The sequence below is a fragment of the Microbacterium sp. SORGH_AS_0454 genome (assembly GCF_031453395.1).
Lineage (GTDB): Bacteria > Actinomycetota > Actinomycetes > Actinomycetales > Microbacteriaceae > Microbacterium.
In genome coordinates this window covers 3,250,414-3,263,857 of the sequence record NZ_JAVIYS010000001.1, presented here as the reverse complement: position 1 = coordinate 3,263,857, position 13,444 = coordinate 3,250,414, and the positions used below count along the sequence as shown (strand labels likewise).

Sequence of the window (13,444 nt, the reverse complement as noted above, 5' to 3'; positions counted from 1 at the left end):
ACGCCCCCGGCCTTGAGGTCGGGGGCGTCGTCGTTCGTGAGGTCGCGCTCAGGGCGGCGACGCCTACAACGTCGGCGTCAGCGTGATCGTCGATCCCTGCGGAGCGGTCGTCCCGGCCTTGGGGTTCGTGGCGCGAACCTTGTAGATGTCCCAGTACTTGAAGCCGAGGGGCAGGGTGCCGTCGTCGATACCCGCGTTGACCTGGAATCCGAGCGCTTCGAGGGTCTTCACGGCATCCCGGATCGACATCCCCACCACGTTGCCGGGGATCTCGACGGGCTTCGGCCCGATCGACACGCGCAGGGGAACCGTGTCACCGGGGCGCCAGTTGCCGCCGCCGTCGCGCTGGCCCATGGAGATGACGTTGCCGGATGCCACGGAGTTGCTGTAATCCTCGGTCACCGAGGACTTCAGCCCGACGCCGTCGAGGGCGCGCTGGGCTTGCGAGCGCGAGTCTCCGGTGACGTCGGGGATCGGGCCGAGAGAGACGACGAGCGAGGCCGCGTCACCCTCGTAGACGGTGCATCCCTGCGTGCAGTCGATCGCGTCGCCGCCCGAGCGGGGGATGACCGAGGCGCCCAGGACCGTTCCGTCGGCGGGGTCGGCGAACTGGCGCTCGGGGTCGCCCGCGACGCCGACGAAGGCCTGCTCGAGGATCGCGCGCACCTCGTCCGCGCTCTTGCCGGCGAGGGCCGGGATCTGATGGGTCGCCGGTCCGATCGAGACGAAGACGGTGACGACGGTCTCTTTGTCGAGCCGTTCGCCGGGGGCGGGGTCGGACCCCACCGTCGTGCCGGAGGGGATCTCTCGATCCGTGACCTCTTGCGCCTGCGCCTGCAGCTGCTGCTGCGTCAACAGGGCTTGGGCGTCGGCGAAGCTCCGCCCCGAGACGTCGGGGACGGCGACGAGCGAGCCCGGCCCCGATCCGAAGTACCAGCCGGTGAATCCGGCGCCGCCGGCGAGCAGCAGCACGAGCACGAGGAGCCAGGCCCCGCGCGCCGTGCGTCGACGCGTGCGGGTACGCAGACGCGCGGCGTTGTCGGGTTCATCGATGGTGGCGGAGGGGAGGGATGCCGTCTGGGGAAGAACTTTGGTCAGCTCGCGGGACTCCGCTGCGGAGGCCGGGCCCGTCGTGCCCACCGACACGGCGCGAGCGACCTGGGGGGCGAGGCCGAGCTCTTTCTCGATCGCACGCAGCCGCTCGAGCATCGCTCCGGCGTCGAGGGGGCGATCGCCCGGCTCGCGCTCGGTCGACCACAGCACGAGCTCGTCGAGTTGCTCGGGGACGCCGGGATTCTTGGCGCTGGGGCGCGGGACGGAGTCGGTGGCGTGCTGATAGGCGATCTGCATCGGCTGCTCGCCCTTGTAGGGCTGCTCGCCGACGAGCATCTCGTAGAGCATGATTCCGAGCGAGTAGATGTCGCTGCGGGCGTCCGCGGTGCCGCGGGTGACGAGTTCGGGCGCCAGGTACGCGATCGTGCCCATGAGCTGGGCGCCGCTCGCGGTGTTCGCGGTCGTCGCGCGCGCCAGACCGAAGTCGCCGATCTTGATGCGGCCGTCCTCGGCGAGCAGGACGTTCTCGGGCTTGACGTCGCGGTGGACGATCCCGGCCCGGTGCGCTGCCGCGAGCCCCGACAGGATGGCATCCATGATCGTGAGGGTCTGATCGACCGTGAGGCGCCGATGCTCGCGCAGCAGCTCGCGCAGGGTGATGCCCGGGAGGTATTCCATCACCAGGTAGGCCATCTCGCCGTCCTGACCCTGGTCGAACACGTTCACGACGTGCGGGTCGCTCAGGCGGGCGGCCGAGCGGGCCTCCTGGATGAAGCGGCTCTGGAACACGGTGTCGTCGCTGAGGTGGCCGTGCATGACCTTCAGCGCGACGCGGCGCTCGAGGCGCAGGTCGGTCGCCACGTACACGGTCGCCATCCCGCCGCGCGCGATACGCGCGCGGACCCGGTATCGGCCGTCGACGAGACGGCCGATCAGCGGGTCTGCCTGCTGACTCGTGCTCACAGGTCGAGTCTACGGAGCGCCCCCTGTGAGGCCGGGGAGCGGCTCACCCTCACCTCGGACGAGAAGATCAGCCGAGAACGGAGAGCCACGTGGTGGCGGGTTGCTCCCACTGGGCGTACCGGTCCGGGTAGGCCGAGATCTGCACGGCCTGAGCGGCGTCGGCGTACGACAGCTGGTCCCACCCGGGGATGTCGAGCAGGCCGCGGGTCGCGGAGCCGTTGGGGTCGGCCGCTCCGCCGTAGAACACGCGGGTGGACCGCTCTCGGTCGAGGATCTGATCCGGGGTGCCCCAGCCGGTGCTGGGGCGCTGCTGGAACAGGCCGAGCGAGTCGCGGTCGCCCCAATCGAGGTTGCGCAGCCACGACTCCTGCATCGCGGTGCCCAGGGCGATGAGTATTCCGCGATCCGAGACGCCGAGTTCTCGCCCGATGCGGATGATCAGACGTGCGTTCTCGGACTGCTCGGCATCCAGCCCGGGGGCGGTGGCGGGGGCCACGGCCGCGGGTGCGGGTGCGGGGGATCCCGACGGGATCTGCAACACGTCGCCCGGGTAGATGATCGAGGCGCGCGTGAGGGCGTTCGCGCTGAGCACGGCGTCGAGCGAGACGCCGTTGGCGCGGGCGATGGCCGAGACGGTGTCGCCCGGGCGGACCTCGTGCGACCGGGGTGCGGCTTCGGGAGCGGCGGGAGCCGGGGGAGCGGGCGTCGCCGCGGGGGTGAGTGCGAGAACCTGGCCGGGTCGGATGAGGCTGTCGGGTGTCAGGCCGTTGGCCGCCAGGACCGCCGCGGTGTCGAGACCATGAGCCCGAGCGATGCCCCACACCGTGTCGCCTGACTTGACGGTGTAGGTGCTGGGGGCGGTGACGGCCGCGAGTGCCGGCACCCCGATACCGCGGGGGGCGGGAGGCAGGACCGTGAGGGCTGGCTCGGGGGGCGCGGCGTGAGCGGCGTGCTCGGCGGCGAGGGTCAGGGCGATCGAGCCGGCCACAGCGGCCGGCCAGATGGCGACCGCGCGGCGTCGCGAGGGCAGGGGGGACAGCGTGAGTCGCCGCATGGTGGGGGGATTCCGTTCGTTCGACTGCCCGACACGCTGGCATGCCTCGGGGCTGATGTCAACGAAAGTGACGGTTGTGACGCATGTGACTCGTGTGCAGATGGACCGCGGGGCGGTCCGGGGCGGCGGAAATGAGAGGATGGGCGAGTGAGTGAGACTTCCCGTTACGAGACCGCGTGGCTGACCATTCCCGACCTGGTCGAGATGCTCGACGAGTCGCTCGGCCGCGTCCGTCGCCTGTTCGACGAGCATTACCTCGTCGGCTCGCGCCGCGAGGGCGTGTTCAAGGTGCCGGCGGTCTTCATCGTGGACGGGCGCCCGCTGGCGTCGCTGCGCGGCACGATCATCGTTCTGCACGATGCCGGGTTCGACGCGGACGAGACCATCGATTGGCTCCTGACTCCGGAAGAGAGCATCGGCATGGCACCCATCGAGGCTCTGCTCGCCGGGCGCAAGAGCGAGGTCCGCCGAGTCGCCGCGACTCTCGCCTGAGACGTCCCGGCCTCAGGCCGTTCGTTCGGTGGCGGCACGCGCGAGAGCGCGGAGGTCCTCGAGTGCGGCCGTGTCGACCTCGGCGTCGGCGAGAGCGAGATCGGCTCGCCGCGAGTAGTCGGCGATCAGGTCCTCCGTGCGTTCGAGCGCTCTCGTGTCGAGGATCGTCTGCTGCAGCGCCGCGATCTGCGCCCCATCCAGGGCGGGGTCGCCCAGGAGGGCGTCGAAGCCCTCGCGTCGCTGAGGTGACAGACTCTCACGGGCGTAGGCGACCAGCACCGTGCGCTTTCCCTCGCGCAGGTCGTCACCGACCGGCTTTCCGGTGACCGCGCTGTCGCCGAAGACCCCCAGCACGTCGTCGCGCAGCTGGAATGCCATGCCGACGTCGTGACCGAAGCGCCCGAGGGCGTCGAGCTGCGCCTCGTCGGCGCCGGCGAGAGCCGCGCCGATCTGCAGCGGCTGCTGGATGCTGTAGCGCGCCGACTTGTACGAGGCGATGCGCAGCGCCCGCTCCGCATGGGCGTCGTCGGGGTAGACGGTGTAGGCGGACTCCTCGGCGACGTCGAGGAACTGGCCGATCGTCACGTCGCGGCGCATCCGCGCGTAGGCGCGACGGGTCGGGGCGGCATGGCGGTGGCCCTTCAGGCCCTCCTCGAGCAGATCGTCGCTCCACGCGACCAGCAGGTCGCCGAGGAGAATCGCTCCGGATCGACCGAACGCGTCGGAGTCGCCGGCCCAGTCGGCATCCTGATGCGCTTTCTGCAACGCGCGGTGGGCCGCGGGCTGACCTCGACGCGTGTCGCTGTTGTCGACGAGGTCGTCGTGGACGAGGGCGGCGGCGTGGAAGATCTCGAGGGAGGTGGCCACGGCCAGCGCGGACTCGTCGAATGCGGAGGAGGGCGGGGCTTCGAGCGCGCGAACCGAACTCCACCCGGCGAGGCAGAAGCGGGCCCGCAGACGCTTTCCTCCCTGGAGGGCGGAAGCCCCCGATCGGGTGAACGCCTCCGCCTCCGGGCCCAGTGCAGAGGCGTACGATAGCTGTTCGGAGAGGAACTTGTCGAGTCGCTGGGAAACAGCTTCGATCGGTTCCGGGGAGGTCGCCACGGGCCTAGCCTAGTGATCCACGCCGCGCGTAGAATCGTCCACAACGAACAACAAAGGGGGATGCATGCCACTGTCAGAGCAGGAGCAGCGTCTACTGGACGAGATGGAGCGCCATCTCATGAGCAACGACACCGATGTGGTGTCTGCCCCCAGTCGTGCCCTCAGCTACCGCAACATCGTCCTCGGTTCCATCCTCGTGCTGGCCGGTCTCGGCGCTCTCGTCGCGGGCGTGTCGATCGGGTTCAACACCGGTTTCGTCGGCATCGCCGTGGGCGTCGTCGGATTCCTCCTCATGGTCGGCGGGGTCGTCTTCGCCGTCACCCCGACGCGCGGCGCTGCTCAGGCAGCACCCTCCGCGAAGCCCCGACCGGCTCGCGCCTCCGGTTCGTCGTTCATGGATCGCATGAACGAACGCTGGGACCGCCGCCACGACGGACCCTAAGCCCGACACCCACTTCTTCAGCACCGGCTCTTCTGAGCCGGTGCTTTTTCGTGCGCCCGGGGGTCCTGTCCGCGACGGAATGGCGCCGTGGAGGGGGAGAGGGGCGAGATAAGGCCTCGAATCGCTCCCTTTTCCTCCACTCGAGCTGTCTTCGGGGGTGATTCTCGCGGTTCGGCGGCGGAAACACGCGGAGTCCGGCGCGATCCGTCGGGGCGGCCGATCACAGTACACGGCTGTGCTTCCGCGCAGAAGCCCCGGAATTTGATAGCAAAGTGGAGGGCGGTGGAGTAAAGTGGGGGAAACTTCGCAGGCCGGACGAAGGGGGTGGACGCCCGAATGCTGCTCGGAACGCACACACCCAAGCTCGACGACAAGGGTCGGGTCATCCTGCCGGCGAAGTTCCGTGACGATCTCGGCGCCGGAGTGGTGATCACGCGCGGGCAGGACCGCTGCCTCTACGTGTTCAGCACCGAGGAGTTCGAGCGCGTGCACGAGCGGATCCGCGAGGCCCCGCTCAGCAACAAGCAGGCCCGCGACTTCCTGCGCATGTTCCTCTCGGGGGCCAGCGCCGAGAAGCCCGACAGTCAGAACCGCATCACCGTCCCGCCCGCCTTGCGTACCTACGCGGGGCTCGGTCGCGAACTCGTCGTCACCGGCGTCGGAGCACACGCCGAGATCTGGGACGCCGAGGCGTGGAACTCCTACGCGGAGAGCAACGAAGAAACGTACGCCGAGATGGAACAGGAGGTGATCCCGGGACTCTTCTGACCCTTCGGCTGTGATGCCCAGCCGCTCGCCCTGACGCACTTCCCCGGCGCCAGGTCGACGCGGATGGGGATCAGAGTCCGAAGGTTCCGCCCGACACATCATGGACATCCGCGACATCCACACCCCCGTCCTGCTCGAGCGCTGCGCCGAGCTGCTGGGCCCTGCGCTCCACAAGCCCGGCTCGGTGTTCGTCGACGGAACGCTCGGTATGGGCGGCCACTCCGAGGCGTTCCTCGAACGCTTCCCCGAGACCCGCCTCATCGGCCTCGACCGCGACACCGACGCCCTTCGCATCGCGGGGGAGCGTCTCGCGCGTTTCGGCGACCGCGTGACCCTCGTTCACACCGTCTACGACGGGATCGCCGAGGCCGTGGCCTCTGCCGGTGTCGCCCAGGTCGACGGCATCCTGTTCGACCTCGGCGTGTCGTCGCTCCAACTCGACGTCGCCGACCGCGGCTTCGCCTACGCCCAGGACGCGCCGCTCGACATGCGCATGGACCAGACCACCGGCGTGACGGCCGCGGAGGTGCTGGCGACCTACGGCGAGGGCGATCTGCGCCGCATCTTCGAGCGCTACGGCGAAGAGAAGCTCGCCGGTCGCTACGCCCGCGCGATCATCGCCGCCCGCGCCGAGGCGCCGCTCGAGCGCTCCGGCCAGCTGGTCGACGTCCTGCAGGCGGCCACTCCCGCCGCGGTGCTGCGCGAGCGTCACCCGGCCAAACGCGTCTTCCAGGCCCTGCGCATCGAGGTCAACGCCGAACTGTCGGTGCTCGAGCGAACGATCCCGGCCGCGCTGAGCGTGCTCGGTGTCGGCGGGCGCATCGTCGTGCTGTCGTATCAGTCGCTCGAGGACCGGTTGGTCAAGCGCGTCTTCGCCGACGCGTCGACGTCCACGGCTCCGCGCGGACTGCCCGTGGAGCTGCCCGAGCACGCGCCGAAGTTCCGGCTCCTCGTTCGCGGCGCGGAGCTGGCGGGCGACGAAGAGCGCGCGGTCAATCCCCGCGCCACCCCCGTGCGTCTGCGCGCGGCCGAGAGAATCCAGGAGGACGCATGAGTGCACCCCAGGCCATCGATGCGGCCTTCCTGCCCGACTTCCCGACGCCCGTTCGCGAGCGCCGGCTCACCGTCGTGCCCGCGACCGCGCGTCGTCGGGCCCCGCGGCGTCTGTTCGGCGTCATCGCCGTGCTCGGCGCGCTGGCGATCGTGCTGGTGCAGATGGGGCTCGGCATCCTGACGACCCAGAGCTCCTTCGAGATCTCGTCGCTCACCCAGCAGCAGCGCGATCTGACCTACCAGAAGCAGATCCTCTCCGACGAGAGCGCGGGACTCAGCTCGCCGCAGTACCTCGCGGCCAACGCCGCAGCGCTCGGCATGGTCATCGACGAGTCGCCGACGTACCTACGCCTCAGCGACGGTGCCGTGATCGGCTCCGACAAGCCCGCCGACACCGCCTCCTCGGTGGACGCCAAGGGCCGCGGCTCGGTCGGCAACGCCCTGATCTCGGGTGTCCCGCTGGTGACCGACCCGGCGGCATCCACCACCGAGAACGGCACGGCCACTCCCGCGCCCGCGGCACCCGGATCGCCCGCGCCGACCGAGGCCGCCGCCCCGACCGCCCAATCCGCGACACCCCCGCCGATCAGCGACGGTCTGCCGACTCCCGCGACACGATGAGAGCCATGACGACGACAACCTCCCGTTCCCCGCGGCGTCGCACCGTCGTCGCCCTCGCGGTCGTCCTGATCGTGATCATCGCCTTCGTCGTCCGCCTGGTCGACATCCAGGTCGTCAACGCCCGAGACCACGTGGACGACTCGCTCTCGATGGGTCTGCAGAACTCCCGCATCGAGTACGCCTCGCGCGGATCGATCGTCGACGACAACGGGGTGCCCCTGGCCACCAGCGTGAATCGCTACGACGTGCAGATCGACCCGATGCTCGCCGCGAAGGGCGTGACCACGCGCGACGACGACGGCAACGAGACCACGACGGCCTGGCCCGACCTGGCGGCCCAGATCGCCGGTGTCACCGGCCAGGACGCCGCCGACGTGCAGAAGATCGTCCAGGATGCCGTGGCCGACAACCCCGAGTCGCGTTACGCGATGATCGCGAAGAACGTCTCGACCGAGCAATACCGAGCCCTCGTGGCCCTGGGGCTGCCGTTCCTCAGCTTCCCGCCGCAGGCCGGTCGTATGTATCCCGACGGGGCGGTGGCGGGGAACCTGCTGGGCTTCGTCGGCAGCGACGGTCAGGCCCTCGCCGGCCTCGAGGCGGCCGACAACGATTGTCTCGCCTCGACCAACGGCAAGGTCGTCTTCCAGCAGAGCCGCGACGGCGTGGTGCTCCCGGGCACCGAGGTCGTCACTCAGCCCGCCGTCGACGGCGGCACCCTCAAGCTCACGATCGACCGCGACCTGCAGTGGTACCTGCAACAGCTCATCGCCGAGCAGGTGCAGAACACCGGGTCGTTGCGCGGCACCATCACCGTGGTCGAGGCCAAGACGGGCAAGATCCGGGCCCTCGCCGAGTACCCGACGGTCGACCCCAACGACCCCACGGCCACGGCCCCCGAGGACCGCGGCAGCCGTGCGTTCTCGAGCCCGTTCGAGCCCGGCTCGACGTTCAAGGCCCTCACGACGGCGATCGGCCTGGACAGCGGCTCGTACACGCCGCAGACGACGGTCACGGCCTCGGGGCGCGAGGTGCTGGACGGCGACGCGCGCGTCTCCGACGCGTTCTCGCACGGCCCGAACGTCTACACCCCCACCGGCGTCCTCATCGACTCCTCGAACGTGGGTATCTCCAAGTTCGCCGAGATGATCCCCGCGCAGACGCGCTTCGACTACCTGCAGAAGTTCGGCATGGGAACGACGAGCGCGATCGACTTCCCGGGTGAGTCGGGCGGCATCCTGCACCCCGTCCAGGACTGGGACAAGCAGACCTTCTTCAACACGGCTTTCGGTCAGGGCCTGTCGGTCACCGTGCCCCAGCTCGTGGGCGCGTACCAGACCATCGCCAACGGCGGCGTGAAGAAGCCGCTGTCGATCGTCGAGGGCTGCACCGCGGCCGACGGCACCGTCACCGACGTCCCCTCGACCGAGGGCACCCAGGTCATCTCGACCGACACGGCGAAGGAGGTCTCGCTCATGCTCGAGAACGTCGCCACGCAGGGCGAGCTCGCCTCCAAGATCGCCATTCCCGGCTACCGCATCGCGATCAAGACCGGTACGGGTGAGAAAGTCGACGAGAACACGGGTGCCTACAAGCCCGACGCGTACTTCACCACGATGATCGGTTTCGCCCCCGCCGACGACCCGCAGTACGTCGTCGCGGTCAACCTGGACGAGCCGCGGACGGTAAAATCGTCGGCGGCCACCGCCCCCGCGTTCCAGAAGGCCCTCACCCAGGTTCTCAAGTCCTACCGGGTGATTCCGTCCGGAACCACGACCCCCGAACTGCCCAAGTTCGGCTGAGAAAGGGCCCACGTCGGTCTCGTCTCGGTAACGAATGCGACCGGAAAGGGCGTCCCACAGCAATGATCTCCCTCAGCCTCTCCCACCTCGCCGACGTGCTCGGCGGGCGTCTCGTCGTCCGCGGCGACGACACTGCCGACACCCTCGTCTCGGGGCTCGTCGACACCGACTCGCGCCTTATCGAGCCCGGCGGCATCTTCGTCGCCAAGCCCGGTGAGACCACCGACGGCCACCTCTTCGTCGGCACGGCCGTCGAGCGGGGCGCGGCCCTCGCGATCGTCGAACGCGAGCTCGACGACGCGGTGAGCCAGATCGTCGTCCCGGATGCCGTGGCCGCCCTCGGCGACCTGGCTCGGGACGTCGTGGCTCGAGTCCGCGAGACGGGCGCGCTCAAGATCGTCGGCATCACGGGGTCGAACGGCAAGACGACCACGAAGAACCTTCTCGCCCGCATCCTCGAGGACGAGGGAGAGACGGTGTCACCGCGCGCCTCGTTCAACAACGAGGTCGGCGCCCCGCTGACGATGCTGCGCGTCACCGAGAACACGCGCTACCTCGTGAGCGAGTTCGGAGCCAGCGCCCCGGGCGCCATCGCGCACCTCGCGGGTCTGGTCACCCCCGACATCGGAGTCGTGCTGATGGTCGGCATGGCGCACGCCGGCGGGTTCGGCGGCATCGAGTCGACGTTCCACGCCAAGAGCGAGTTGGTGAAGGCCACCCGCGAAGGCGGCCTCGCCGTCCTCAATGCCGACGATCCGCGCGTGGCCGCGATGGAGCCGATCGCGCGCGAGCGCGGGCAGGACGTGCGGTGGTTCGGCCGGGGCGAGCGGGCCGAGGTGCGCGCCGTCGACGTGGAGGTCTCGGCATCCGGGACCCGCGCCGATCTGGTGATCGACGGAGAACCCTTCACCCTCACCCTGCGCGTGCTCGGTGAGCACCACGTGATGAACGCTCTCGCGGCCCTCGCCGCGGCCACCGCGCTCGGCGTGCCCGCAGCCCACGCGATCGCCCGTCTCGAGACCGTCGAGATCGCCGAGCGCTGGCGGATGCAGCCGCTGGGTTCCGATCGCGTGCGCATCATCAACGACGCGTACAACGCCAGCCCCGACTCCATGGCCGCGGCCCTTCGCACCCTCGCCCAGATCACCGGTCCCGAGGAGCGAACGGTCGCCGTCCTGGGCGCGATGAGCGAGCTGGGCGAGTACGCCGACGAGGAGCACGACCGTGTGGGACTGCTGGCCGTGCGCCTGCGCATCCAGCGGATCGTCGTGATCGGACCCGAGGCGCGCCGCATGTACCTCGAGGCCATCGCCCAGGGCTCCTGGGACGGCGAGGCCGTCTTCTTCGCCGACGCCGATGCGGCCTACGACTACCTCTCGACCGAACTGCGCGACGGTGATCGCGTGCTGGTGAAGTCGTCGAACTCGGCGGGGCTCCGGCACCTCGGCGACCGTCTGGGAGACTTGTTCGCGTGAGATCACTTCTGACGTCGGCTGCGATCTCGCTCGCCTTCACCCTCTTCCTCACCCCGGTCTTCCTCCGGTGGTTCCGCAAGTGGGGCTGGGGCCAGGTCATCCGCACCCCCGAGAACGTGCACAACCCCTCGCACGGGGCAAAGCGCGGCACTCCCACCATGGGTGGCACGATCTTCATCCTCGGGACGATGGTCGGGTACTTCATCGGTTCGTACGCCGGTAACAACCCGCCCACGGTCTCGGGCCTGCTCGTGCTGTGGCTCATGCTCGGCTTCGGTGTGGTCGGCTTCATCGACGACTACATGAAGATCCGCCAGCAGCGCAGCCTCGGACTCTCGGGCTGGCGCAAGATCGCCGGTCAGGTGATCGTGGTCGTGCCCTTCGCGATCGTGGCGTTGAACTTCCCGAACACGGTCGGGCAGACCGCCGCCTCGGGCTACGTCTCCGTGTTCCGCGACATCCAGCTGCTGTCGTTCTTCGCGCTCGGGCCGATCCTCGGATGGCTGCTCTACCTCGCGTGGATCTCGCTCATCGGAACCGCGACCTCCAACTCGGTCAACGTCGCCGACGGTCTCGACGGCCTCGCCGCGGGCTCGGGCATCTTCGTGGTCGGGGCGTACAGCCTCATGGCCTTCTGGCAGAACAAGCAGGTCTGCGCCGACGTGCTCGACCCCACCGTGCAGGCCGGGTGTTACGCCGTGCGCGACCCCTTCGACCTCGCCATCGTCGGTGCCTCGTTCGTGGGAGCGCTCGTCGGCTTCCTCTGGTGGAACGCCCCCAAGGCGAAGGTCTTCATGGGGGACTGCGGCTCGATGGCGATCGGCGGCGTGATCGCCGCCCTGGCGATCTTCACCCGCACCGAGCTCCTGCTCATCCTCATCGCGGGCGTCTACGTGATCGCGTCGGGCTCGGTCATCCTGCAGCGGGCCTACTTCAAGGTCACCCGGGGCAAGCGCCTCTTCCTCATGAGCCCGCTGCACCACCACCTCGAGATGCGCGGGTGGCCCGAGGTCACCATCGTCGTGCGCATGTGGATCATCGCCGGGCTCCTGGCCGTCTCGGGCATCGGATTCTTCTACGTCGAATGGCTGTCACGCGTATGACCGACCTCTCCACCCTCACCAGCTGGCACGCCGACTGGAAGGGGCTGCGCGTCGTCGTCCTCGGTCTCTCGGTGACCGGTTTCTCCGTCGCCGACACCCTCGCCGAGCTCGGCGCCGAGGTGCTCGTGGTGACCGAGCGGGCGGATGCCGAGTACTCCCGCCTCCTCCCGGTGCTGGGCGTGAATCTGCATGAGGGCCCGCTCGAGACCGTGCCCGCCGAGATGGCCGACTTCGCGCCCGAGGTGGTCGTGGCATCCCCGGGCTTTCCCCCGCACCACCCCGTGATCGCGTGGACGCGGGAGCGGGGCATCGCGCTGTGGGGCGACGTCGAACTCGCGTGGCGCGTGCGCGACAAGGTCGTGCGGGCCGACGGGCGCCCCGCCGATTGGGTGCTGATCACCGGCACGAACGGCAAGACCACCACGACGCGCCTGACCGCCGAGATGCTCATGACCGCGGGTCAGCGGGCGGTTCCGGTGGGCAACATCGGAACCCCCGTGCTCGACGCGGTGCGCGACCCGAGCGGCTTCGACGTCTTCGTCGTCGAGCTCTCGAGCCACCAGCTCTGGTACCTGAACCTGCAGACCGGCTCCGACGCGCTGTCGCCGCACTCCTCGGTGTGCCTCAACCTCGCGGACGACCACCTCGAGTGGCACGGCGGTGCTGACGCGTACCGGTCGGCGAAAGCCGGCGTCTACGCTCGTACGCGGGTCGCCTGCGTCTACAACAAGGCGGACGTCGCCACCCGTGAGATGGTCGAGGACGCCGAGGTGATCGAGGGCGCTCGCGCCATCGGCTTCGACCTCGGTGTCCCCGGCCCCAGCGACTTGGGCGTGGTCGACGGCATCCTCGTCGATCGGGCGTTCCTCGAGGAACGCGCCACCTCCGCTCTCGAACTCACGACGGTGGCCGACCTCGCCGAGCGGGGGCTCGCGGCCCCCCACATGGTCGCCAACATCCTCGCCGCCTCGGCGCTCGCGCGCTCCCTCGGCGCGAGCCCCGCGCACATCCACGACACGCTCGAGCGCTTCCGCCTCGACCCGCACCGCATCCAGGTCGTCGGAGTCCACCGGGGGGTGACCTGGGTCGACGATTCCAAGGCGACGAACCCCCACGCGGCGGCCTCGTCGCTCGCGGCCTATCCCGGCGCCGTCTGGGTGGTCGGGGGGCTCCTCAAGGGCGTCGACCTCGGCGACCTCGTCCGTGCTCGTGGCGCGTCGGTGCGAGCGGTCGTCGTGATCGGCACCGAGCGCGACGAGATCGTGACGGCGTTCGAGCGACACGCCCCGGCGGTGCCGCTGTTCGAGGTCGACCACGCCGAGACTGAAGACGTCATGGCCCGGGTCGTCGAACTGGCGGCGGGTGTGGCCCGGGATGGAGACACCGTTCTCCTGGCTCCCGCGGCGGCATCCTTCGATCAGTTCGCGTCCTACTCCGACCGCGGCGACCGTTTCGCCGAAGCGGTGCAGGTGTGGATCGCGGGCCACGACGGAGATTCTCGACCGCACGACTGAGGG

General features: G+C 69.7%; 12 protein-coding genes. 9 read left to right on the top strand and 3 right to left on the bottom strand.

Annotation, left to right across the window (positions count from 1 at the left end):
• Positions 1 to 63 precede the first annotated feature (63 nt).
• Entirely contained in the window at positions 64 to 2,016 is a 1,953-nt protein-coding gene (pknB, locus tag QE454_RS15715) for a Stk1 family PASTA domain-containing Ser/Thr kinase (RefSeq protein ID WP_210076354.1), read from the bottom strand.
• A gap of 67 nt (positions 2,017 to 2,083) precedes the next feature.
• A complete protein-coding gene (locus tag QE454_RS15710) occupies positions 2,084 to 3,070 on the bottom strand; it encodes a LysM domain-containing protein (protein ID WP_307459849.1) in 987 nt (328 codons plus the stop codon).
• 147 nt (positions 3,071 to 3,217) lie between these two features.
• Here QE454_RS15710 and QE454_RS15705 point away from each other — a divergent pair, with 147 nt between their 5' ends.
• Positions 3,218 to 3,562: an Rv2175c family DNA-binding protein gene (locus QE454_RS15705; RefSeq protein ID WP_324289885.1), complete on the top strand. Its 345-nt coding sequence runs from the start codon at positions 3,218 to 3,220 to the stop codon at positions 3,560 to 3,562.
• Positions 3,563 to 3,574: 12 nt separating this feature from the next.
• On the opposite strand, the gene QE454_RS15700 is transcribed toward QE454_RS15705, so the two are convergent.
• Positions 3,575 to 4,666 (bottom strand): polyprenyl synthetase family protein, encoded by a 1,092-nt coding sequence (locus tag QE454_RS15700; protein ID WP_307459853.1) that lies wholly within the window; start codon positions 4,664 to 4,666, stop codon positions 3,575 to 3,577.
• Between the two features lie 64 nt (positions 4,667 to 4,730).
• On the opposite strand from QE454_RS15700, the gene QE454_RS15695 reads away from it, so the two are divergent.
• The 8 genes from QE454_RS15695 to murD all read left to right on the top strand — a co-directional run bounded on the left by QE454_RS15695 (position 4,731) and on the right by murD (position 13,441).
• Positions 4,731 to 5,108, top strand: coding sequence for a DUF3040 domain-containing protein (locus tag QE454_RS15695; RefSeq protein WP_307459856.1), 378 nt, complete (start codon positions 4,731 to 4,733; stop codon positions 5,106 to 5,108).
• Positions 5,109 to 5,444: 336 nt separating this feature from the next.
• Entirely contained in the window at positions 5,445 to 5,876 is a 432-nt protein-coding gene (gene mraZ / locus QE454_RS15690) for a division/cell wall cluster transcriptional repressor MraZ (RefSeq protein WP_056227713.1), read from the top strand.
• A 100-nt stretch (positions 5,877 to 5,976) separates the two neighbouring features.
• Positions 5,977 to 6,930, top strand: a complete 954-nt coding sequence (gene rsmH / locus QE454_RS15685) for a 16S rRNA (cytosine(1402)-N(4))-methyltransferase RsmH (RefSeq protein WP_307459859.1) — start codon at positions 5,977 to 5,979, stop codon at positions 6,928 to 6,930.
• A complete protein-coding gene (locus tag QE454_RS15680) occupies positions 6,927 to 7,550 on the top strand; it encodes a hypothetical protein (protein WP_307459864.1) in 624 nt (207 codons plus the stop codon). The genes rsmH and QE454_RS15680 overlap by 4 nt, the downstream gene beginning before the upstream one ends.
• 5 nt (positions 7,551 to 7,555) lie before the next feature.
• Positions 7,556 to 9,349: a penicillin-binding protein 2 gene (locus QE454_RS15675; RefSeq protein ID WP_307316256.1), complete on the top strand. Its 1,794-nt coding sequence runs from the start codon at positions 7,556 to 7,558 to the stop codon at positions 9,347 to 9,349.
• A 62-nt stretch (positions 9,350 to 9,411) separates the two neighbouring features.
• Positions 9,412 to 10,824 (top strand): UDP-N-acetylmuramoyl-tripeptide--D-alanyl-D-alanine ligase, encoded by a 1,413-nt coding sequence (murF, locus tag QE454_RS15670; RefSeq protein WP_307459868.1) that lies wholly within the window; start codon positions 9,412 to 9,414, stop codon positions 10,822 to 10,824.
• Entirely contained in the window at positions 10,821 to 11,927 is a 1,107-nt protein-coding gene (gene mraY, locus QE454_RS15665) for a phospho-N-acetylmuramoyl-pentapeptide-transferase (RefSeq protein WP_210076338.1), read from the top strand. The genes murF and mraY overlap by 4 nt, the downstream gene beginning before the upstream one ends.
• Entirely contained in the window at positions 11,909 to 13,441 is a 1,533-nt protein-coding gene (murD, locus tag QE454_RS15660) for a UDP-N-acetylmuramoyl-L-alanine--D-glutamate ligase (protein WP_373459409.1), read from the top strand. The genes mraY and murD overlap by 19 nt, the downstream gene beginning before the upstream one ends.
• Positions 13,442 to 13,444: the final 3 nt, after the last annotated feature.